The organism is Paenisporosarcina sp. TG20, assembly GCF_000286315.1.
In the GTDB taxonomy this organism is placed as follows: Bacteria; Bacillota; Bacilli; order Bacillales_A; family Planococcaceae; genus Paenisporosarcina.
The window spans coordinates 1-22424 of sequence record NZ_ALJG01000318.1; the positions used below are offsets into that span (position 1 = coordinate 1).

Annotated in this window: 22 protein-coding genes and 1 pseudogene; 3 read left to right on the forward strand and 20 right to left on the reverse strand. The window is 37.2% G+C overall.

Translation table 11 applies throughout. From position 1 onward, the window contains the following. Positions 1-255: 255 nt before the first annotated feature. Positions 256-1551 (forward strand): APC family permease, encoded by a 1296-nt coding sequence (locus B371_RS0112480; RefSeq protein WP_019414656.1) that lies wholly within the window; start codon positions 256-258, stop codon positions 1549-1551. 441 nt (positions 1552-1992) lie between these two features. On the opposite strand, the gene resA (B371_RS0112485) is transcribed toward B371_RS0112480, so the two are convergent. From resA (B371_RS0112485) to B371_RS23870, 17 genes are all read right to left on the reverse strand, one after another. Beyond that, entirely contained in the window at positions 1993-2529 is a 537-nt protein-coding gene (gene resA / locus B371_RS0112485; protein WP_019414657.1) for a thiol-disulfide oxidoreductase ResA, read from the reverse strand. Positions 2530-3092: 563 nt separating this feature from the next. Next, a complete protein-coding gene (locus B371_RS0112490) occupies positions 3093-3443 on the reverse strand; it encodes a hypothetical protein (RefSeq protein ID WP_019414658.1) in 351 nt (116 codons plus the stop codon). Positions 3444-4062: 619 nt separating this feature from the next. Beyond that, the gene (locus B371_RS0112495; RefSeq protein WP_019414659.1) at positions 4063-4617 is read right to left on the reverse strand and encodes a cytochrome c biogenesis CcdA family protein; all 555 of its coding nucleotides are present in this window, start codon (positions 4615-4617) and stop codon (positions 4063-4065) included. 226 nt (positions 4618-4843) lie between these two features. Then, a complete protein-coding gene (locus B371_RS24295) occupies positions 4844-4969 on the reverse strand; it encodes a hypothetical protein (RefSeq protein WP_255348665.1) in 126 nt (41 codons plus the stop codon). A gap of 230 nt (positions 4970-5199) precedes the next feature. Further along, positions 5200-5463, reverse strand: a complete 264-nt coding sequence (locus B371_RS0112510; RefSeq protein WP_019414662.1) for a hypothetical protein — start codon at positions 5461-5463, stop codon at positions 5200-5202. A 76-nt stretch (positions 5464-5539) separates the two neighbouring features. After that, on the reverse strand, positions 5540-5782 hold the full coding sequence (locus B371_RS0112515; protein WP_019414663.1) for an SHOCT domain-containing protein: 243 nt from the start codon (positions 5780-5782) through the stop codon (positions 5540-5542). 148 nt (positions 5783-5930) lie between these two features. Further along, positions 5931-6632 carry a response regulator transcription factor gene (locus tag B371_RS0112520; RefSeq protein WP_019414664.1) on the reverse strand — a complete coding sequence of 234 codons (702 nt, stop codon included), beginning with the start codon at positions 6630-6632 and terminating at the stop codon, positions 5931-5933. 229 nt (positions 6633-6861) lie between these two features. Then, positions 6862-7572 (reverse strand): cytochrome c biogenesis protein CcdA, encoded by a 711-nt coding sequence (locus B371_RS0112525; protein WP_019414665.1) that lies wholly within the window; start codon positions 7570-7572, stop codon positions 6862-6864. 87 nt (positions 7573-7659) lie between these two features. After that, positions 7660-9561, reverse strand: a complete 1902-nt coding sequence (locus tag B371_RS0112530) for a copper resistance protein CopC (protein ID WP_019414666.1) — start codon at positions 9559-9561, stop codon at positions 7660-7662. Positions 9562-9729: 168 nt separating this feature from the next. After that, a complete protein-coding gene (gene resA, locus B371_RS0112535; RefSeq protein WP_019414667.1) occupies positions 9730-10305 on the reverse strand; it encodes a thiol-disulfide oxidoreductase ResA in 576 nt (191 codons plus the stop codon). Positions 10306-10647: 342 nt separating this feature from the next. Next, the gene (locus B371_RS21790) at positions 10648-11832 is read right to left on the reverse strand and encodes a F510_1955 family glycosylhydrolase (RefSeq protein ID WP_019414668.1); all 1185 of its coding nucleotides are present in this window, start codon (positions 11830-11832) and stop codon (positions 10648-10650) included. A gap of 4 nt (positions 11833-11836) precedes the next feature. Beyond that, positions 11837-12034: an LPXTG cell wall anchor domain-containing protein gene (locus B371_RS0112545; RefSeq protein WP_019414669.1), complete on the reverse strand. Its 198-nt coding sequence runs from the start codon at positions 12032-12034 to the stop codon at positions 11837-11839. Further along, positions 12031-13434, reverse strand: coding sequence for an ATP-binding protein (locus tag B371_RS0112550; protein ID WP_019414670.1), 1404 nt, complete (start codon positions 13432-13434; stop codon positions 12031-12033). Before B371_RS0112550 ends, B371_RS0112545 begins: the two co-directional genes overlap by 4 nt. A 149-nt stretch (positions 13435-13583) precedes the next feature. Further along, a complete protein-coding gene (locus B371_RS21795; protein ID WP_019414672.1) occupies positions 13584-14471 on the reverse strand; it encodes a cytochrome c oxidase assembly protein in 888 nt (295 codons plus the stop codon). Positions 14472-14530: 59 nt separating this feature from the next. Further along, positions 14531-15265 (reverse strand): sulfite exporter TauE/SafE family protein, encoded by a 735-nt coding sequence (locus tag B371_RS0112565; protein ID WP_019414673.1) that lies wholly within the window; start codon positions 15263-15265, stop codon positions 14531-14533. A gap of 183 nt (positions 15266-15448) precedes the next feature. Further along, positions 15449-15613, reverse strand: coding sequence for a RhuM family protein (gene rhuM / locus B371_RS24490; protein ID WP_019414674.1), 165 nt, complete (start codon positions 15611-15613; stop codon positions 15449-15451). 70 nt (positions 15614-15683) lie between these two features. After that, positions 15684-15860, reverse strand: coding sequence for a hypothetical protein (locus B371_RS23870; RefSeq protein ID WP_019414675.1), 177 nt, complete (start codon positions 15858-15860; stop codon positions 15684-15686). A gap of 679 nt (positions 15861-16539) precedes the next feature. Here B371_RS23870 and B371_RS0112580 point away from each other — a divergent pair. Together B371_RS0112580 and B371_RS0112585 are read left to right on the forward strand one after the other, a co-directional pair. Next, on the forward strand, positions 16540-17019 hold the full coding sequence (locus tag B371_RS0112580; RefSeq protein ID WP_026023049.1) for a helix-turn-helix transcriptional regulator: 480 nt from the start codon (positions 16540-16542) through the stop codon (positions 17017-17019). Between the two features lie 849 nt (positions 17020-17868). Next, positions 17869-19059 (forward strand): M14 family metallopeptidase, encoded by a 1191-nt coding sequence (locus B371_RS0112585; protein WP_019414677.1) that lies wholly within the window; start codon positions 17869-17871, stop codon positions 19057-19059. Positions 19060-19792: 733 nt separating this feature from the next. On the opposite strand, the pseudogene B371_RS0112600 reads toward B371_RS0112585, so the two are convergent. From B371_RS0112600 to B371_RS0112610, 3 genes and pseudogenes are all read right to left on the reverse strand, one after another. Beyond that, positions 19793-20320: pseudogene (locus B371_RS0112600) on the reverse strand (DsbA family protein); the annotation flags it as partial. Positions 20321-20512: 192 nt separating this feature from the next. Beyond that, the gene (locus B371_RS0112605) at positions 20513-21208 is read right to left on the reverse strand and encodes an ABC transporter ATP-binding protein (RefSeq protein WP_019414681.1); all 696 of its coding nucleotides are present in this window, start codon (positions 21206-21208) and stop codon (positions 20513-20515) included. A gap of 3 nt (positions 21209-21211) precedes the next feature. Further along, positions 21212-22279, reverse strand: coding sequence for an ABC transporter permease (locus B371_RS0112610; RefSeq protein ID WP_019414682.1), 1068 nt, complete (start codon positions 22277-22279; stop codon positions 21212-21214). Positions 22280-22424: the final 145 nt, after the last annotated feature.

The window sequence follows — 22424 nt, forward strand, 5'->3', positions numbered from 1 at the left end:
CGACTTCTTATTAATCGAATTACTAGAGTCACATTAAAGAAATACCATTTTAACATGTTAGTCTCTATATACTAAAAACACCCATGAACACTGAGTTCGTGGCACATCCATTTTTATATACTTTTGTATGTTTTAAAAAAGGAATACCCGTGTGAACTTACTTGTATCGTGACCTTCTCATCTGTACGTTATATTTCCTATTTTTGTGGTATACAAATACTAAACGTGTAAACATATAATTGGAGGTGCAGTTACTTGTCAAATTATAAAAAAGATAGTATTTCTCTTACTGGAGTTGTAGGTTTAGGTACGGGTGTCATGATAAGTGCAGGGATTTTCGCACTGCTAGGACAAGTAGCCGAACTTGCCGGGTCATGGTTTCCATTAATTTTTATTGTGGGTGGAATTGTCACAGCCTTTAGTGCCTATTCCTATGTCAAATTAAGCAACGAGTTCCCCTCAGCAGGAGGAATCGGCATGTTTTTAGTGAAGGCCTACGGAAAAGGAACACTTACTGCTTCAGCAGCTCTTTTAATGGCTTTTTCCATGGTAATCAATCAAAGCTTAGTCGCAAGAACGTTCGGAACCTATACACTTCAACTCTTTGATGGTGAACAAAGTAGTTATTTAGTTCCTTTATTAGGTGTTGGCTTACTTACAATTGCTTTTCTAGTCAACATTTCTGGAAATAGCTTTATTCAATCGTTCACTTCGATTGCTTCTATTTTAAAGATTGCTGGTTTATCCATATTCGCAATTGCTGGATTATGGGTAGCAGGATTTTCATTTAAACCTGCAACGAATGATGGGGGAAGTCTAGCAGATCCTTCGAATATTAATTATATTGCAGCAGTTGCCCTAACTATCCTTGCTTTTAAAGGCTTCACAACCATCACAAACAGTGGCTCAGAAATTGTGAAACCAAAGAAAAATGTTGGACGAGCCATTATGATTTCAATATCCATAAGTTTACTCATTTATTTACTTCTTGCATGGGCTGTTTCAAGTAATTTATCTCTATCTGGAATTATTAACGCAAAGGACTATGCTCTTGCTGAAGCCGCTAAACCAGCCTTCGGAAGTTATGGTTTGTGGTTTACTGTGGCAATTGCAATTCTTGCAACAATCTCAGGGATAATTGCTAGTGTATTTGCCGTGTCTCGAATGCTCGCTATGTTAACAGACATGAAACTCATTCCACATAAGCACTTCGGCATGCCAGGAAGCATTCAGAAACATACTCTTGTCTATACAATTGTTATAGCGATGGCGCTCACAATATTTTTCGACTTAAGTAGAATCGCTTCTATGGGCGCAATTCTTTACTTGGTGATGGACATGATTGTTCATTGGGGAGTCCTCAAGCACCTGCGAGAAAAAATAGGAGCAAATTCATTCATTGTTGTGATGGCACTCGTATTTGATGCCATTGTCCTCGGAGCATTTGTATGGGTTAAAGCCACTTCAGATATACTCGTGGTCGGTGTGTCCATTTTATTGATCATCATTATTTTTGCAGGAGAGCATTTCTTCCTTAAGCGAACAGCATAAATTCCGATTGGTTGGAGACGAAAACTTAAATATTTATTTAAGAAGAGATCAAATACCAAATAAAGTAACTTCCTAGCTAGAATCTTACAGGCTGCATTTTAAATCAATACATAAAAGGTTACAACTAAATTGAGATAGCGATTAACCATCTTAAGGACATGCTATCGCCATGGATTTTTTGTGTGTAAGCTTGCCTAATTTTTCTAGTATTTGTTCTTAGTTATCATAAACAAATATTTGTCCCCTTTTCGGATTATGTTGAGATTAAACAATAAAGGAATTCATGATTTCACATTATTAGAATTAACGAGAGTATCCATATACTAAAAACACTATGAACACGGGGTTTTTGGCTCAAAGGCCTCTCACTTAATTAAGTGAGAGGCCTTCCCTAATGAGGATAAAAAGAGTGTCTAGTAAAGGGTTCTGTTATTCAAGTGGTTAGCCAGGTTTGATTTGGTCCATATAACCAACAATATCCTGTTCGGACATTTCTCCTGTGATGATTTTTACAATTTTCCCTTGCGGATTGACCAAGATAGTTGTCGGCAATGGACGAATATTATAAGCGTCCATTACACTTCTGGTTTTGTCGATGACAATCGGGAACGTTAGATTTCGTTGTTCCGCATATTTTCTCACTTCGAAATCAGATTGTGCTATATTAACTGCCAAGATTTGTACGCCCTGATCCTTATATACTTGATACTGTTTTTCTATTAGCGGGAATTCTTTTTCGCACGGTTTGCACCATGTCCCCCAGAAGTTAATAAATACCCCTTGTCCTTTGTAGTCAGACAGCTGATGCTGCTTGCCATTTAGATCAACTAAAGTAAAATCCGGTGCAGCATCTCCGATCTTCAATACTCCACTTTGTTCCTTTGTTGCATTGCTATAGAGTGTAAAAGCGATGGCTCCTATCATAACTATTAAAATGGCCGTCCTCATCAAAAAACGATTCTTCTTTTTAGTAGCCATGCTATGTCCCCCCTGTTGTCTTTTTAATTTGCATAGTTCGAATGATGACCTGGTTCGAACTGTCTTTATCCCTTTTAGAAGCTCTCTGATGTAGAGAATCAACAGAGCAAACAACCATATTAGTTTCCACTTCTAGCATTATAGTCATAAAATATGTGTTTTTTATGAAGAAATCAGAATTTCTATAACTCGATCTTAGGAAATAATTAAATTAAAAAACAAAACTCAGCTTGTAGAAGACTGGATTTTGTCTCGCGATGATGAAAATTCTATTTCTTATTGGAGTGATTAAAATAACCTTTAACGAGTCAAAATAAACTATACTTTCATAGACATAAAAAGTGCATTTGTTTTTACCATTTTAAAGGGTTAATCTGTTTGAGCGAAAAGAAAAAAAGCTCTAGTCCTAGTTGGGACAAGAGCTTTCTATAGGGCAACAGTCTTTCTTCGCCATAACCATGCGTATATTCTGTTGTGGAAGAAACCCTTTAATGACTTTGCAGTGGTCAAGTTAGTGTTTAATATATTTTCAATAGTAAAATCGCTCATTTTTTTCTAAATCTTTATTTTAAATCCATTTCCATCGATGACATTTTTTTCATTTTATCTTCCATCTGACTCATCATCTTTTTGATACTTGTTATTTTCTCGATTTGCTGTTGTGTTAATTTCCCGCTCTCTTGCAAGTCTCGAAAGAGAACACCCATTTCTTTTTTCATCTTTTCGTGCTTCTCCATCATAATTTTCATTTCTTCATTCATCTTTTCCATTTTGTCGGAACAGTTTTCCTTTGCTTCTTCACTGTTTTGTAAATTAGGTTGAACAACCTCCGCATGAACAGAAGTTCCTACATGAGTGGTAACGACTAACCCAATTAATAAAGCAATTACGATTCTAAGCGTTCTTTTTTTCATGTTATAATCACCTCCATCAAGTATATATGGAGTTTAACCTAACATCACAAAAAATATGTACATAAATAATAGTAGAATAAAGCCATAGTTTTTCGAATTTTCCCGAATTCAATCTTTTGGGATAACGGTTCCTTCAGCGGTTTAAGACATTTTTAAGGTATCAAACAATATTCTTCACCTCCCCGTAGTTAACAGTGATTTCTAGTTTATACAGGGATGACAGTACAATTTTTCCTCAGTCACAATCCCTAGAATTAGTTATATCCCTTCCATATTTGATGTAAATGGATTCCCCGTATCGCTTATGATGACATACCTTACCATGGTGTCTTGGCATCCTTTGTGTCTGTTCCGCCTTAAAGGACTTTTAGCACGTGAATGCATGAAACAAGGTAGATGGCTCTTGTTTCTCTTTTGAATAACTTACTGCCTCAGTTCACAATGGACTGCTTCTTACACAGGAAATGCTCTTTCTAATTCAAACCCCCGTGAGCCCTCTAACAAGAGTGCTCCTTTTATTGTGCTTATCACTTAACAACTCATAAGAACCAATAAGTGAACGTGTCATTAATACCTGATAACAAGAAAATAATTGCAGCTATCTTTGTCAGCCATTGATTCAATGATTTTGTTTTATTATGTCCGAACAATCAACTAAAATAAGTACAAATATAAGTAATGGAATCGCCGTCCCTATTGAAAAAATTACAGGTAATAGTATCCTACCTGTAGTGTTGATACCCAAAGGAACTAATAGACCAAAAAAGAGCCATACTAATGTTGGACAAAAGGCAAATGCGACGCCAAAACCAAAGGAACCTATAGGTGATTCTTTTGGAATTTCACTTTTCAGCCACTCACTAAAGCTTGTACCAAACGATAAATGGAATCGGGAAAAGCCGAGAAAATATAATCCAGCTAGGATCATGACCGGGCCAATTATTTTTCTAACGAAAATTATTATAGATGCATTCCCGTTCACAGTTGTTAGCTGTAAACCTAAATAAATTGCAGTTCCTCCGCCAAGTGTATAAATCAATGTTTTACCTACGATAAAAGCAAACGTTTGGATTAGTGTCTGTCTTCTGTTCGTCGCATCTCTTGATACAAAGGCAATCGCACTGCCATTTGTTGTCACTTGGCAAGGTGATGTGGTTGCTGCTAACCCAAGCAATTAAGCAGTGAAAATAGTAATATTACACTGTTATGTAATATTTAATATCGGGTCAACAAGCTTTGTTCCTAGTTGTGTTAAAAGTGTATACCATTGTAAACTTAAGTTATGGAGAAGTTCCCTCAATCCTTTTCCTCCTTGTTTTGTTGTTTTTATATATTAAAATAGGCCCAGCAGCGCTTTTAACATCTGTGCAGACAAAAAGTTAAGGATGTTCTATTACTTTCTATGTGTGTAAATATTCTTCCATTTCTATTTCTCCGTTAACGAGTCTTATCTTCAACTGATCAAGAGGACTCTGTTGAGTCATATCTCTTTTTTTCTTATCTTTTGAACCTCCACAACAACTCACGAGAGAATCACCTCCTTCTCTTTGTAACTCTAATATACTTAACATTTTTGTGGAAATCGTGGAGCTTATCAATTGAATTATAAATCCTTGCTTATTCAGATGTAGGAAATACCCTGATAATTCCTCATAGAAACAAGGTGGAATATTCCCCAAAGGCATTAGCTTTTCTTCTTTATCAAAGATACACATGTATTTTATTTCATCTAGGTTAAATCCCTTTGAAAATAGTATTACTCTGCTTCTTTTTCATCATCAATGGAGTCCATGAAGTTTCCGCAATCATTCATCATTTTTTGCCCTTCAGGGGAATTCATGGCGTTCATCATGTTGGTCATGTTTCCATTTTTCATCATGTTCATCATTCCGCTGTCACTGGCATTCATCATACTGCCCGTTTCACCGTTATTTAACCCACTGGCAAACCCTGTTGTGCTTACTACTAATAGAGCTGATAAAGCAAGCGACAAGACAAATGGTATTTTTTTAAGTTTCATTTTTTCTTCCTCTCCTTTCTCTTCTAGCTTTAATATAGCCATTAAATTTGTGGAATTTGTGAAGACGTGAAGGTTTTTATTTTTTATTTCCTAAAAAAGCTTTCCTCTTTTCAAATTCTTGTTCATCAATTTCCCCGCGTGCAAATCTTTCTCTCAGAATTTCAATTGCGGAATCCCCTTGCTTTTCAAACATTGAGGAATCAGCTTTCTTTGTACCTAGTTTCATTATTAATAACACGATTCCATATATAATTAAACCCAACACAATAACCCAAACTATCATGTTGAGAATCATGCCTCCACCCATCATTGACATCATCGTTTTTCCCTCCATTTTTAAATCTATTTATTGTTATTGAACTATGGATTTTCCATTTTCTTTTGATTTAGTTCTGTTTCTATTCGTTTTCTTGAGAAAAATTTATCGGGCTTTAAACAAAATTGTTTTGTTCTACCAAATTCTCATGTTACGTTTTATCTTCTGTTGTATTAAATTTATATCCGACACCCCAAATTGTCTTAATTGGATTATAGGAAAGTCCTGCTTTTCGAAGTTTTTCCCTTATATTCTTCACGTGAGTATCAATCGTTCGAAAATCATGAACGTCCCCTGTTCCCCATATTTTATCTAACAATATCTCTCGTGTATAAACCATTTTGGATTGGCTTGCAACTAAAGAAAGAATATCAAACTCTTTCGGAGTCAACTCGACAACGGTATCTTTAACTATTACTTCTCTACTTTCACTATCTATCGATAAACCTTCAAAGGTCAATAGTGCATCACTAGTTCCCTCTTTTTTAACCTTCTCCCGGCGAAGCAAGGCATTGACACGAGCAACTAATTCTTCAGGAGCAAACGGTTTAACCAGGTAATCATCTGCTCCAAGATTCAAGCCACGGACTCGATCCTGAACATCATTTCGAGCGGTTAACATCAGAATGGGCATTTGCTTCATCTGACGAATGGTTGAGCAAACTTCCCACCCGTCAATATCTGGCAGCATAATATCCAACACCAGTAATTCGTAAGGATTTTGTCGGGCCATTTGTATGGCTTCATAACCATCCCTAGCTTCATCAACCCGAAAATCCTCTTTTTCTAAATAAATCTTGATAAGATTTCTCATATTCCATTCGTCATCGACTACTAAAATTTTATATTTCATAAACAGCCCTCATTTTTGAATGCCTATTCTTATTCTAGTTTAAAAGTTTGTAGTATTTGTGAAGTTCTTCTAAATTGTCTATTCAATCTTCTTTGTTATACTAGCCTGTTATTTAAATCCTCCTAAAATCACGAAAGTAAAACAAATTCCCGCTCTATATCTATACCCAGTAGAAGCGTTTTTAAAGGTGGCCACATGAAAAATCTGCTAAATTAAATTGACATGCGTCTTAAAAACCTGTGAATCCATTAAAGAAATTATTAGATAGGAAAGAGGTTAACTTTGTCATCCAATCGAAATACAGGATGACCCCCATTATTAGCATGGCAACTCCACCAATTTTCATAATGATACGATTGTACTTTTTTACCCACTTCATTCTTCCTATAAAAAAAGACATAAAAAAGAATGGAATGGAGAACCCCAGTATATAAGCAATCATATAAACAAGCGCTTGATCGGGGTTAGAAACTCCTAATGCAATGACTCCGGCAAGTATAGGCCCTGTACACGGTGTCCATCCTGCTGCGAAGGCAATGCCAATAACACTTGATCCCAGATAACCACTAGGTCGGTCTTTGAATGTCATCCTTTTTTCCGTCATCATAAATTTCGGTCTAAAAACTCCTAATATGACTAGGCCTAATAATACGATTAATATAGCACCTAATTGTCGGATTAAGTCTCCATAGTAGCTGAATAAATCACCGAACAATGAAGTGGAGAATCCAAGTGCAATAAAAATGATGGAGAATCCAATTAGAAAAAAGGTAGTATGTAACATGGCCCTTTTTTGTAGGAGTCCTTTGCCATTTTGTAATTCATCAACCGACATACCTGTAATATAAGACAAAAATGCCGGATATAAAGGCAGGCAACATGGGGATATGAAGGATAACACCCCGGCTGCAAAGGCCAATAGCAAGTTTACATCTTCCATTCCTGTCACTCCCTCTTTCAACTGGTTTAAATTATTTCAGGTTATCAAGAATTCTTCAATATCCCCTAAAAAATTCCACAAATATAACTATTCATTAAATCTCATTTCCCCTGGTATAACAACGCTAAAAGGAAACTCAATGACTTCCCCATTAGCCATTGTTGCCTTTACTTTCATTTCCATTGTTCCAGCAGCATGCAGGATATTTCCAGTAATTTTAAATATTCCATCCTCAATCTTGAACGCATTATAGCTCACTTCGTAGTTAGGTGGCATAGATAAAACAACTTCAACTTCGTTTACCTTTTCACCTCCAAAATCCATCGTTAAAAAATTTAACCCTGGATTTAAAGGAGCAAAATCCACACTTAAATGGACATTTTCTTTTTCTGACGATGAAGGGTATACCCCTTGTTCAGCTGATCCTGGAGTTGAAACCACCAGGACTGAGGCAAATAGTAAAATTAATGAAGCATAGACTATTTCCACCCGTACTCGAATCATAATTTTGGTTACAGCCTTAACAGTACCCTTTTTTATTGCCTCTCTTTGAATGAATCCAATCATTACTATTATCAGGGTTAATATCATCTTGAAGACAATTGCTTTCCCCCACTCACTCTTTACAAAGCTTTCAATTGTAAAAGAGGGGACATATTGGTATGTCATATATAGTCCAGTAACTATAATGATCACTAAACTGATAAGTGCCCATTTTGAAAAAATCAGTAGAGTATGTTGTAGGAATTCCTTTAGTTTTTCTTTTCGGGGTATGGTGATTAGTGCATATAATCCTCCAATCCATATCGAAGCCGCCACTAAGTGTACTGAATTTACCATTAACGATATATAGCCACCATAACGTGGATAAGCCGCATGGCCGGTGATTAAGGGCAATAGTAATAATGACACACCGAAAAATAATAATTTTGCTTTGTTAAGAAGAAGGCCTGTGGTTAACAATCCCACCTGCACCAACGGGATCCAAACAAACTTTAGTGACAAAAATTGCATGAACGAGAGGCTTTCCAATTGTCCTTTTTGGACGGCCAGCATGAGCGCAACACCCACCATAACTAAAAGCAGAAGAACAAGGGACAGCTTCTTACGTTTCTGGGAGGCTTGTTTTTTCTGAATGACTGTACGGAAGAATGCATCTCCAAATAAAATGGAAATACCCATAAAAAATATCCAGTATCCTATTTGTTTTACCCCCATACTTTCAAACCAAAAAGACTTTGTGGGCTCTCCCTTATTAGGTTGTGTGATGGGGGTGAACTGGTCAACAGCAAAGTAATACACATCAATTATATCTGGCTGGTTCCCATCACCCACAGTGCTGGGACGTGCATACCACGTTACTTGATATGTTCCTTGAGGTAATTCTTCATTAAACTCCACCACCATATGATTGGGGTCTTCAGGATCAACAAAAGGTTCTTTTATGCTAATTGATTGTTGATGATCATCAAAAACTCCGATAGCCGTTATTTCAACGGGTTGATCAAACCAAAGATTCATTTTCCGAGGAGAACCAACTACAATCTCACCATCCTTAGGTGAATGTTTCAGGATTATTAGATTTTTTCCCTTCTGGATACTTTCATGTTCAACTACCTGGAAACTAAATTTTTCTTTGACGACGAAACCATCTAACGCGATTGCACTGATTCTTGCCAAATAGCGGCCTGGTGATAATGTTTCAGTTAATTCACTGATTATATGAGTTTTATCCTCTGGATCCACCATCGTTTGTTCTAATTCAATCTCATTTCCCGAATCGTCCTTTAACTGAATCGATTCACGATGTATTACAACAGGGTCCTGAAACCAAAATTCGAGGGTTTTCGGGCTTTCAGTCAGCTGCTCTCCTTCTGTCGGATATGTTTGTTCCACAGTAGAATGAGCAAACCCAGAGGTTTCCGGTAACATAATGTAAATCAAAAATATAGCCATTAACATAACAAAATACTTTTGGACACCCCTCAAAGTTACTTCCTCCCTGCCTCTTGAAGACTAACTAATTGATGATTATTACCTTTAAAAAGTTCTCTCTAAGTTGTACAGTTTTCTTCCTCCGGGATATTCTCTTCAGTATCTCCATCTACTTGTCTACTATTAAATCTCCCGTCAAATTACAACAATAGATAAAACCGATTACTTTTCATGACCACCCTTTTTACCTGATTCTTTTTCAGTTTCCGGCAAAATTTGTTCCATATACTCAGCTATCTGAGACTCTGTTAAACTGGAAGTGATTCGTTCAACCACTTTTCCATTTCCATCGATCAGAAAGCTAACTGGAATTGCTACTACACCGTATGAATCTACTGCTTCGTGGTGAGGATCAAGCAGAATAGGGAATGTTAATCCATATTCCGACACAAAACTTTCGACGACCGGTTTAGGTTCCCCGACATCTATCGCTAAAATTGTTACACCTTTTTCTTTAAATACTTCATACTGACTTTGCATGAATGGCATTTCCTTTTTACACGGCGGACAATAAGTAGCCCAGAAGTTCAGAAATACGCCCTGCCCCCTGTAATCGCTGAGCTTTACAGTTTCTCCTTCAAGTGTGGTTAGTTGAAAGTCAGGCGCTTGGTCACCAGTGGCAACGGCTGTCCCACTACTCTTGATATCCAAAAGATTCGTGTATAATACATAGACTATAACCAAAGCAAGCCCAACCAAGATAATTGTCTTCACGATTGATTTACCTTCGACACTCAAACTACAACACTCCTAAAACAATTCTTAACCGTTAAATAATACCGAGTAATAGCAAATTCTTTTATCTAAGTTAAAATAGCACAATTTATAAGTTCTAACTGTCACTCAGCATATCTCTCATGTTCTAAATCCTCTACAAAATAAGAAGAATGATTAATCCTCGGACTTTTCTCTGTTTTTATAAAAACTATAGACGGGATATTTCAAGAAAATAATATGAAGAGAGTGTAGTGAATTCCAGTAAAAAATGGCAAACTGTCTGACGACTTTGGTTGCCATCTCCATAAATTTTGGTCGGTTTCTTTTTTTGTAACAATGATTTTGAAGAAAGGGTAAAAATTTCTACTCTGTTTCCGACTTCAGGTTTATTCCTTGCCCCTTATCAGCTATTAGATTCCAGTTCTGCCCGGAATCTTCGGTCAAGTAAATATCTTTTTCAGCTGTTGCAAATGTGATTTGCTTTTCGTTTTGTGGATTAACAGCGATATAGCTAATTGTATTTCCCTCGCTTAGCGAAGGAATGGAAAGTAGTATTGGTTCCTTTGTTTCACTAACAAATTTTGTAAGTGTCATCTCGTCAGAAGTACTTCCTGCAATTAATTCCCCTTTTGCAGAAAATGCAACTGCTGTAGTCGGAGAATCTGAAACTGAATTAAAGGATTGTCCGAAGTCGTTTGAAAGAAACACGCCTTCGCCAGTTCCTAGTGCGACAATTGCCTCATTTGTCGGATGTACTGCTATTGTATAAATAGGACCTTGCAAACCAGTCATATCACTTCTTGTCCATGTTTTTGTATCATCTGTCGAGTAATATAAACCAGCTTCATCCATTCGTGAATTTGCTTGTGGATTCATCACATATATCGCATGCGTATTATATCCCACTGCCATTCCATGAAAATCTACTTCCTGATAAAGGTCCAACATTTCAAGGGTTTGTCCCATATCAGTAGTTTTAACGACACCGAAAGGGTTTTTCAAAGATGAGCCTGCTCCTGGATGTCCACTGCTGTAAAAACCATCGTCCACCATAGAAAAGCCCATATAGTCATGTTTTCCGCCTTCTGTGCTACTCCAAATTCCGCCTTTAAAAACTTTTAAGCCGTCATGCGCCGGGATGTAAATTTCGGAATCTTCATTTGTTATTCCTAACCCGTGGATATCCATCAACTCAACTTCATTTTCTTTTCCATCGCCATTTATCGCTGAAAAAGTACCTGTTGTGAAAAGCAACAACAAGGAAACAGCAGAAATCCATTGGCTAATTCTTAACCACTTCTTCAACCGATCTCTTTTGCTTCTTCCTTCTTGATTTTTTACGTTTACTTTCTTTAAAAGGTTTTTAAGTAACAACCATGTAATGACTCCCAAAACCAATAAAACTAGCGAAATTATTATTCCGTTGGTAACCAAACCATTACCTGCAGTTTCTTGGCTGTGTTCCGCTTCTGTTCCGTGTGCGAACACACGAACTGGAACAGTATATAAAAGGATAATCAAAGATGTAAATAGTGACGTTAACTTCATAATATTATCTCCTCTTTTTTCTATAGAATAAATAGAACACACCCACTAAAATAAGGGGAATTCCCATCCACAAACATATTTGAACAAACGTTTTTAAATAAACGGTTATTCCTTGATTTAACATTAAGGTTCCAGACATTGTTAAGCACATAAGTCCGATAACGATTAATAAGCTCGCAAACATGAGCTCAATCCTTTTCATAGAGCTTCCCCCTTTGCGACTGGAAATTCCAGCTCAAAACATGTCCCTTTTCCAACTTTACTATTTACCGTAATGGTTCCCCCTTGCAGTTCGACAAGTTGTTTCACAATAGCCAATCCGAGTCCAGTGCCTCCAAACTCTCTTGACCTTGATTTCTCAACTCGATAAAAGCGTTCAAACAAAAACGGGATATGCTCTGGTGGGATGCCGATACCTGTGTCTTCAACCATTACCTTTATAGTGTCGGAGAAACTGGTAAGTTGTATTTTTACTTGTCCATTTTCAGTATACCGGATGGCGTTTTCAATTAAATTGATGAGAACTTGTTCCATTCTTACCCCATCAGCATCTATACTCGGGAGGTCATACGATTGGTTAAACTCTACCTGTATCTCTTTTGCCTGTGCTTTCATTCTTGTCTTCAGCAGTGCATTTTCCACCACTTCCACCAAATCCACTTCCTCAAAAACTAATGCAATCTTTCCTTCCTCCATCTTGGCTAACTCAAACAAATCTCTGACCAACTTAGACATTCGGCTTGCTTCAAGCTGGATGATTTGTAGGTATTGCTTTTTTTCTTCTTCACTTTGATAAAGATTGTTTTCTAATGCATTTGCGTACCCTTCCAAATACGTAATAGGTGTTTGCAACTCGTGTGAAATATTAGCTAAAAACTCCCTCCTATTGGAACGATACCGATGGAGTTCAACAGCTAGATCATTTACAGCCGTCGCAAGCGAGCCAATTTCATCATTTGAGCCGCTCGAAACCCTCGTGTTCAAATCCCCTGTCGCTATTTTACGGGTTGCTTTTTCCATTTCTAAAAGAGGGTTTGATAATTTGCGGGATAAGATGTAGGTAAAACCAAGCGCTAAGAAAACAGCCCCTATTCCTGCTAAAGTTATGGACCTTTTTATCAAACCTAACGATTGGTACAAGTCTTCGACCGAAGCCAGAACGAAAATCCCACCTATTAGCTGACTTTCAGAATAGATTGGCTTTCCGGTTCTTAAATAACGACTATTGTCTATGTCATCGTAATATTCACTTTGAATAACTAATTTTTTTTCCAGCTCATCCAACTCATCTGAACGAATACTGCCCCCTTTGGGTAAACTTGGAATGCCAGAATTCGCAACAACCGTTCCCTGTTCATCAACAATGACAATTTCCTGTTCTGTCACCGAGGCGAGCAACTCAAACATCTCAAGCTGCTGTTCATCCAGGGAGTTGATTGAGTTTGCATAACGATCTGATGCCTCATCCACTTGTTCTTGTACCTTGTTAAAATAAAATTCGGAAAATAGTTGATTCACGACAAAACCCAGAGGGAACAAGATAGCTAATACTAGAAGTAAAATGCTAGTGCCTAATTTAACAACGATGCTATTCCACTTCATTGTTCATCATCCGGTTCCTGATATATGAAGTCTTTGCACTACACTGTTTTAAGGGGTTGAAAATTTCAATAAAATATTCGTCAACCTCGGTTACCCTCTCAGCCTTTTCCTGTAAGACTTCTTCTCTACTCTTCACTGACTCACTTCCCTTACAACGGATTACTTGGTAGCACGTCTACATCATTCAATCTTTCTTTCCGTGCCCACTTAAAGAAAATATAGCCGATCATTGTTCCGTATACAAATTCTTGAACAACTTTCATTATGACTCCACCTGTTTTTTGATCTTCTAACGGTGGAAGAAGGGCAAATAATTGTGGCGCCTCTGAAAATACGGTATAAAATGGTTGATTTGTAAAGATGATAAGGGCACAAGCCGGTGTTAGTAGTATTCCTGCTGCAAAAATATAACCAATTTTCTGAATCTCTGACAACTTATCCAATTCCTTGATAACCGGTATAAGTGGAACCCACATAGCTAATGCAGTCGATGCCAAAATAAGGTGTGTCAGGTTGTGCAAAAGGTTATTGGCAACGACTATATTAAATATTAATGGAATATGGTAAAAAGAAAATAATACATTGAACAAAAGCAATGGAATCAATGGATATTTTAAAAAGCTGAGTATTTTAATTCTCAAACCAAAATGAATAATGGGTGCAACAAACCGTTTGGGTAAGCCTAACAAAAGTAACGGTGGGAAAACAGTATAGACCAAAGATTGCTCTAACATGTGGGCACTAAACAAATAATGATCTCCGAGTAAATGGAGGGGACTCCCTAAAGTGACATATAGAACAACTAAAGCAGAGAAGAAGAAGGCAAACTTCTTGGAAAAGTCTTCTTCCGTTTTGAACTTATAGACAAAAGCCGCCAAAATAACAACCATTGTTCCCGCCAACATTAAATTCCATTGACTATATATGTCAGCTGCACCATTTTGTTCATTAAAGCCATTGTGCGCCAATACATTACCCATCGGGTTAAAAATTGTTACTACTATAATTGCCATTAATAACATGCTGATTTTTTTCATTACTTCCCTCTACTTCACTAGTTATTTTTCGACTTTGTACTTGAAGAAAGTAAGAGAGCTTATATGGTCCAGTAAGTGATGGTATCCAAGATTCCTAGCACAACTAAAATCAAACCGGAAACTCTTTGGACATAAAATCCAACCTTCCTCCCTTTTCTCATCACTGCACCACTTGCCCCGTAATACCAAATCAAAAACATGGCTATGAATAACGGCAAAGAAGTTCCTATTGCAAACAAACTTGGTAAAACAACTCCATAGGACGTGGAGAGAACCACGGGCATTAACGTCACAAAGAATAAAACAAACATTGTAGGACAAAAACCTAACGAAAAGCTGACCCCCATTAAAAAAGAGCCGATTTTTCCTTTTTTAAAAAACCTTTTTGGTATTTCCAATAATGTAAGCGTCCCTTTCATCTTGATCAGACCTAACATGAAAATACCAACAATGATAAACAGCGGGCCAATTACTTTCCTGAACCATGGAAAGTATAATGTAAGCCGAGACTCAAATTCGTTCCCTAACATCCATACTAGCAATCCTAATCCTGTAAACACAGCAATCTTGCCCAAAGTGAAAAAGACAACATCGGCCCATGCAAGTTCTTTTTGGAGAGATTTATTTCCATAGAGAGTAATGGCGCCAATATTTCCCGTGAACTGGCAAGGCGCCATGGCTCCTACAATCCCGAGCAAAAGAGCAAATAAGATTGGAATATCCATAAAGTTGTTCAATATATTTAAAAATGGTTGCATCATACTATTACTTATTTGATTGAAAAATCCATACAACGGAACTCACCAACTTAATTAAATTTTCAACTTCTCAATAGTAATTGAAAAGTTTGTAGAAAGTATGAAGAAACACTTTTTTTAAAAATACCTTCTCATTAGAATAGACCCATTCAAAGACATCTCAGTCAGATAGACAAAAAAGACCTTCTGTAGGCCACGTTAAGCTTACAAAAGGTCAATCTATAAAGCGATTATTATTTCCTGTCCAAGATTACGGCCTTCTTTTAACCGCTCGTCATCCATTGTGAAACCCTTAACAAGATATTCACTTAAATGTTCCGTTGCCCATTGTCTAAATTGCGTTCTTCGATGGAAATTAATTCGATAACCGATGGCAAGAACCATTTCGAGATTTTAATGCTTTATCTTTCTTTTCACCTCTCTGGATCCTTCAACTTGAACTTGTAAGTATTCCTTACAAGTTCAATTCTCTAGTAGTTTCATCTCTTCGTGTGATGTTTTGTGGAGTTGTTTGAAATAACAACGCAATCTCCCTTTGCATCATCCAAACCGTGTCATCTACCAAAGGGACGTGGATTTTGGTTTCTCCACCTTCTGTTTGATACTTTAATAAACTTGTTTGATTTTCCATCTATCACCTCATCTGCTGTGATTCCTGGATTATCTCTATTCCTATTTCATGCAACATAATAAAGACAAGCTAGAATTTTTCTCTAATTTTTTTCGTAAGAAGGTGGCGTGGATCAAAAAGAGTACTTCACCTGTTATCCAGCAATCCGTTTCACGTATTTAATTACATTATAATCCAAATGAGATTAATTCTTACTATTATTACGAAGTAAGTAGTTACTAAATTGCTCTAATAAATATCCTCAATTCCTCCGCCGGGACTAATTTCCTAGAGATACCTCAAATTGGATGAATAGAATGTGTTAGCGCTCAGTTGTATTCAGTCTAAATCGTTAGTAAAACTCAACTTAAAGTCTGTAGATGCTCCGAATCGACTAAGTAAGGATGGTTAATAGATCCTCCAATTTTATTATATTTCTAACGCAAATTACAAAAAGTTAAGTATTATTACCTAGCTGAATATTGATTTACACTGAAAAGACCAATTTATAAATTTTTCCAGTAGATGCAAGGTATCTAGACAATTTTTGCATCTAACAACTTGACATTGTTGGATTCATTTTTTGTTTAATATTTCGGAGGGGTAAGGAATATTAGACAAAATAATTGTAATACATATACCAATAGTGTAATATTACACTATTGTTAGTTTAAGGAGATATACAGGAGGTGTGATAGTTATAAATAGAGAGCAAATAATCCAATTAATTTCTAACAAAATGAGACTGATTCGTTTAGAAAAAAATTATTCTCAAGACAAGATGGCTGACATAATGGGGATTTCCAAGAAAACACTGATTCAGATTGAAAAAGGTAGAACGTTGTCGAGTTGGACGAATGTAATAGCAGTCTGTGCATTGTTCAGGGACAGTGAAATACTGCAGTCTGTTTTAGGTGACGAGCCATTGGAAATAATCGAAACGATTGCACATAACGGTATAGAACGACCTATAGATAAATCAATGGGTGGAAGAGTGTGGTGGAAAGAAATTGAAATAAAAGGGGATTATCGATTGCAGCAAAATATAATCAGCCAACATTATCGTATTCTCGATGGAAAAAATTATCGGTGGTATAGTTCATTGGAATATGAAGAAGCTTCCATTCGTTTATACGAGCTAGCTCAAGATGAAATTGCGGACTCTAAAAGAAGAACATAGTCATAGACCTTAGTGTTTTTTAGTGGAGGATGATTTTATGGTAAAAGTTTATGTTCTGGAGAGTTTATGTGAGTCAATATTATATTGGTATATAAGCTATCCCGCTTATCAAAAGTAAGTCTATACTGATTGAAATGCGCTTCAGAAACAATCACTTGAAAATTTCCATGGCATATGGAAGATCATTTAAGTTTAAAGTGAGAAAAATATAACGTATCAGTACATACGACAAATCAAAAGATGAAGTCATACATTTCGTACAATCAGTTACCTGAAGGGTTAAGTTAAACAATTACAATATCCAGAGGAAAAACCATATGCCTTTGGTTTATTAATTTATTCATTACTCGGTTTATTGGTAGGAGTAGCTTTAATTTATCGGTCATTTGGTTACTTCTATATTCTCGACATTCTTTATTTCCTAGGATTAGGAGTACTTGCTTCTAATATATTTTATCATGTTTTATTTTTAATGAATGTATTATCAAAACGCAAAAAATGATGCATTTATACACAGGGCTGTTCGCATTAGAACTTTGATGGACGTTCCTAACTCTTAATAATCGTCTCGGAATATTATTTGTAAATGGTTTACTGCTATTTATAAGGATTTGTATACCCTTATACGGTTTTGGTTTCCCTGGTTATGGTTGAAAATCAGTTTATTTTTGCTGCGGAAAATTAGAAGAATTATAGTTCAAGTGTTTATTCTTCTAATTATCTTTAAAACTTACTGGATTTATTCGTAGCATAAAATCTTTCAATAATTTTTAATTTATCATCCTAAGAATAACTTTCCTATCATATATTTGGTTATGATGGGACCAATTGATAGGAGGGGACCTCCCCATGGATGTATATATTAGACAAGGAAATTCATTTTGGCAATTAAGCCAGTTGTATAACATTCCACTTCAACTTATTGTGGCTTCAAATAGGAATGTTCAACCAAGTCAGCTTTCAATCGGTCAAAAGGTCAGCATTCCCGGTTTTGTAGCGATAAATTATCAAATTAAGGCTGGAGATACTCTTTGGGGAATTGCCAGTAGACGAAATATAGATGTTCAAGCAATATTGCAGATCAATCCAGATATTAATCCAATGGCATTACAGATTGGGCAAACGATTCAAGTTCCACTGCGTATCACATGGAGAATTGTCGAGGGGCAGCAAGAGTATGATTTTGCAACGATGACGGACCATCTCAATCGATTAAAACGGGTGTATCCATTTCTACGTATTTCTAGTATAGGATCTAGTGTACTCGGAAATCCGATACCTGAAGTTCTCATAGGAAATGGAGCAAAAAAGGTTCACTATAATGGTTCATTTCATGCACAAGAATGGATTACAACACCAATAATTATGACCTTTTTAAATGATTATTTACTTGCTTTAACCAATCAATCTTCTATTCGTGGGCTATCCATGCTCCCACTTTATGCCCAAACACAACTGTCAATAGTGCCAATGGTCAATCCAGATGGAGTTAATTTGGTTTTAAACGGACCTCCGGATGAAGCACCTTGGAACACAAGAGTAGTAGAAATTAATAATGGCAGTACTGATTTCTCAGGCTGGAAAGCTAATATACGTGGGGTCGATTTAAATAATCAATACCCCGCTAAATGGGAGATTGAACAACGACGCAAGCCAGACGAACCTGCTCCTAGAGATTATCCTGGACCAAGTCCACTCTCTGAGCCGGAAGCAGTAGCAATGGCTGATCTTACTAGAAAACGTGATTTCAACCGAGCTCTTGCATTTCATACTCAGGGGGAAGTCATCTATTGGGGCTTCGAAAATTTAGAGCCACCTGAAGCAAGAACAATTGTGCAAGAGTTTGAGAGAGTAAGCGGATATCAGCCTATTCAAACAGTCGATAGTTATGCGGGGTATAAAGATTGGTTTATCCAGGAATGGCGACGTCCTGGCTTCACAGTTGAACTAGGTAGTGGTGTCAACCCACTGCCACTTTCCCAATATGAAGAAATATATCAAGAAAGTCTTGGCATTTTCCTTGTAGGATTGTATATGTAGACATCCTTTTATGACGTGATTTAACTACACTTGAAGAGGATTCTCTATACTATTTCAAGTCGGATTTTTAAGTCGGACTTGATTGCAATGGTACTACACCATCTTCCCAACAGTTTAGGGATTGTACTGCCCAATCTTGAAGGGGGTTTATCCGACGTGACTTTTCAATCAACGGGTGCATCGTCCTTTGAATTCTGTTGAGGGGAGAATGTTTCTGGCAAGTAATAAGTTAGATCCTTTTAAATGCTAGAATTACTACGAATTTAAATGAATGTCATGAGTTTTTTTTAGGACACCGCTAAAATGAGGTGAAAAAGCGGGAATTTCATATGAAAATATGGTGAGCGAATGCTCAGTTGGAAAAATTCACGTCCAAGTTGGAAAAACGGGAGGCCAAGTTGGAATTTTTGGACTCCAAGTTGGAAAAATCGGGCTCCAAGTTGGAATAGGATAAATATGTAATATGAAACCCATTGAGTTGCTGCACACTCAATATAATAAGAAAAGAGGCAAGCTCCTTCTAGCTCGACTTCGGAGTTGGAAGAATGTAAGACGAATGTTTCGTTTTGCTAACCCTCTCGGTCTGGCGCTTGGAGCTAGAGATAGCTACTTCAAGTTCAAAGGTGTAACTCTAAAAAACTTATATTTTCATATATAATAAAAAAGATGCCCTTACATTCATAATCATGTGAATGTAAGGGCGTTTTATAAATGTATAATTAATAATCACATATTAACTCAAGATTCCCTTAAGTTCGTTTAAACTGGGAAGATCCTCAAAGTGATTGACTTGAATCTGACCACTATCCGCTGAATAAGAAGGAATAGTCCATATCTTGTTTTTATAAGCATCTTCAAAGTCGGTTTCAACCATATCTATATAGTCTTTATTTCGTAAAGCTTCTTTAAATTCTATTGCATCTAACCCAACTTCGGTTGCGATTGTAGCTAAGACATCGACACTTTCAATATCCTCATCGCGTTCCCATACTGCTTGGAAGATTCGTTTGTGGTATTCATTAAATCTTCCCATTGTCTTGGCATATTTTGCCCCAATATGAGCTAGATAAGTATTAAACTTTTTTGATGGAGCCTTTACGATTAAGCCGGTTTCTTCTAGTAACTTTCCAATGAAAAGTTTAGCTTCCTCTCCATAGCCCTCAGGCTTTCCAGGCGGGTTTGCATTAGCAGGGATTTTCCAAGCTGTCCACTCTAACAGAATTCCTTGTTGTTGTAATGGTTTAAGAGACACCGTCTCCGTATAGCAAAATGGTCAAGTATAATCAAAATAGACTTTTAGTTTTTTGCCCATGTTAATCCTCCTTTTATGGAATTAAATACATTCCAATTTCGTAACTCCGATTTAATCTATTTGTTCTTTAACATGGTAGCCAGATGGACCCTGTTATAAGCAGGAATTCCCCGTTTTCAGTTTTTATTAAGCGAAAGAATCCTATTTCCCTTGATCATCCACCAGTTTTTCTTCCAAGACCAGTGTACCATCTGTCATTTTGTATACTTTATCGCAATAGCCAACCAAGCGTATGTCATGGGTAACGACGATGGTTGTTGTATTTTTACTTTTTGTTTCCTTTTGTAGTAGGCTCATTACTTCAAACGCTCGGTCAGAATCGAGTGACGCGGTCGGTTCATCAGCCAGTATAATGGAAGGATTGCTGTAGAGTGCTTTTGCAATGACAACCCGCTGGCGTTCCCCACCCGACAGGTCAGACGGGTATTTATTTCGGAGCTCGCCGATTCCAAGGTTGTCGTATAGTTGCTCCAGTTCAGCTTTCGTCATATTCCCTTTTTTGTTCTTATCAAGTAACCTCATTTGATTACCCACAGTCAGGAACGGTACAAGATTGGATGCCTGTAACATGAACCCAATCTCTTTTAGCCTGACTTTCGAACGCTTTTTCTCACTTAACGCCGTAATGTTTTGACCGTTAATGATGACGTCACCTTCAGACGGGGTTTGTAAGCCTCCCGCAATCGTTAGGAATGTACTCTTACCAGAACCTGAAGGGCCAATTACTGCAATCAATTCCCCACGTTCCGCTTGGAAATGGGTTTCTTTTAGTGCGTCCACTTTCTTGTGGCCTGTGCCAAATGACTTCGTAACTTGATTTAATTCCAAATTAGCCATGATTTATCCTCCAATCGCTTTCAGCGGATCGATTTTCACTATTGTCCATACAGAAAATACAGCCCCAAGAATCGCAACGATAATCAAGATGGCACCATACAAAATCATGGTTACAAGATCAAAGGATACTGGAACAGCTGCTGGTAAGAATGCGCCTGAAATGAGTGCCAATATAAAGCCGACAACCACTCCGATCACTGATAGGATGAAAGTTTGAGCGATGACGGATCGTGATAGGTAGCCGTTTGATATTCCCTGAGCTTTCATGACGCCAAACATGCTGATTTTTTGTACAGTTAGGACATACAAGAAAATCGCTACAATGACAGACGAAATGACAAATAAGAAATAAATCATAAACGTTAACGTTAAACTTTGTTCCGTATAGCCTGGCAAGCTTGTAATGAACTCTTCCATTTCTACCACTTCAAGTGATTCATTACCCGTTACGTTTGAAAGATCATCTGTACGGAGTACGATCCCATTGATTTGGTCGTCACTTACTTCTGCCGCTTCTCCAAATTTCACACGTTGGAATGTGGCGAGTTCTCCATATAAAACTGGTGCTGCATTAAATCGTGCATTCTCTGTAAATCCAACGATTTTCAGTGTTTCGTCTGTTGAGGACAATTTCAACTCATCCCCAAGCTTAAAGCCTTCTGCTTTTAAGGCATCACTCGCAATGACTTCATTGTCAGCTACAAATTCTTCCCCTTCAGAGACTTCTGGCATGATAAATTGATCTTTATTAATCCCGAAAATGGCTACATTCGCCTTATTACCACCATTTGTAGCGACCGCGTTCAGTTGACCAATGACCGCAATGTCATCCGCTTTAATATCCTCTGCATCTCCGAGCGTCATGGAAGATTGAGGCATACTCTTATCAGACTCTTCCGTCACGACGATGGCAGTCGCTTGCCATTTATCGACCGCTTCTCGATTCAAGTTCTCAAGCCCGCTTGCTAGACCTGACAAGAAGAACACTAAGTATGAAACGAGCATCAGAACACCCGTAATCAATATAAAGCGCAATTTGTTCTTTTTAATTTCATTCCATGCCAAAAACATCTTCCGACACCCCCATTTATATTTTATTTTTGTATGCAATAGCCTATGAATATTTCTTTCTCTTAGTATCCGAGTCAATTTCATAATAAAAAATCTAGTAATATAATAAGAACAAAGTTGATTTCCGCTCCAGGCGGACGCTTTC

Excerpts from the sequence above, each read along its gene's own strand:
- resA (WP_019414657.1), bottom strand. The coding sequence starts at position 2,529 with ATGGCTACTAAAAAGAAGAATCGTTTTTTGATGAGGACGGCCATTTTA.
- B371_RS0112490 (WP_019414658.1), bottom strand. The coding sequence starts at position 3,443 with ATGAAAAAAAGAACGCTTAGAATCGTAATTGCTTTATTAATTGGGTTA.
- B371_RS0112510 (WP_019414662.1), bottom strand. The coding sequence starts at position 5,463 with ATGAAACTTAAAAAAATACCATTTGTCTTGTCGCTTGCTTTATCAGCT.
- B371_RS0112515 (WP_019414663.1), bottom strand. The coding sequence starts at position 5,782 with ATGATGTCAATGATGGGTGGAGGCATGATTCTCAACATGATAGTTTGG.
- B371_RS0112520 (WP_019414664.1), bottom strand. The coding sequence starts at position 6,632 with ATGAAATATAAAATTTTAGTAGTCGATGACGAATGGAATATGAGAAAT.
- B371_RS0112525 (WP_019414665.1), bottom strand. The coding sequence starts at position 7,572 with ATGGAAGATGTAAACTTGCTATTGGCCTTTGCAGCCGGGGTGTTATCC.
- B371_RS21790 (WP_019414668.1), bottom strand. The coding sequence starts at position 11,832 with ATGAAGTTAACGTCACTATTTACATCTTTGATTATCCTTTTATATACT.
- B371_RS0112545 (WP_019414669.1), bottom strand. The coding sequence starts at position 12,034 with ATGAAAAGGATTGAGCTCATGTTTGCGAGCTTATTAATCGTTATCGGA.
- B371_RS0112550 (WP_019414670.1), bottom strand. The coding sequence starts at position 13,434 with ATGAAGTGGAATAGCATCGTTGTTAAATTAGGCACTAGCATTTTACTT.
- B371_RS21795 (WP_019414672.1), bottom strand. The coding sequence starts at position 14,471 with ATGAAAAAAATCAGCATGTTATTAATGGCAATTATAGTAGTAACAATT.
- rhuM (WP_019414674.1), bottom strand. The coding sequence starts at position 15,613 with ATGGTTCTTGCCATCGGTTATCGAATTAATTTCCATCGAAGAACGCAA.
- B371_RS23870 (WP_019414675.1), bottom strand. The coding sequence starts at position 15,860 with ATGGAAAATCAAACAAGTTTATTAAAGTATCAAACAGAAGGTGGAGAA.
- B371_RS0112585 (WP_019414677.1), top strand. The coding sequence starts at position 17,869 with ATGGATGTATATATTAGACAAGGAAATTCATTTTGGCAATTAAGCCAG.
- B371_RS0112605 (WP_019414681.1), bottom strand. The coding sequence starts at position 21,208 with ATGGCTAATTTGGAATTAAATCAAGTTACGAAGTCATTTGGCACAGGC.
- B371_RS0112610 (WP_019414682.1), bottom strand. The coding sequence starts at position 22,279 with ATGTTTTTGGCATGGAATGAAATTAAAAAGAACAAATTGCGCTTTATA.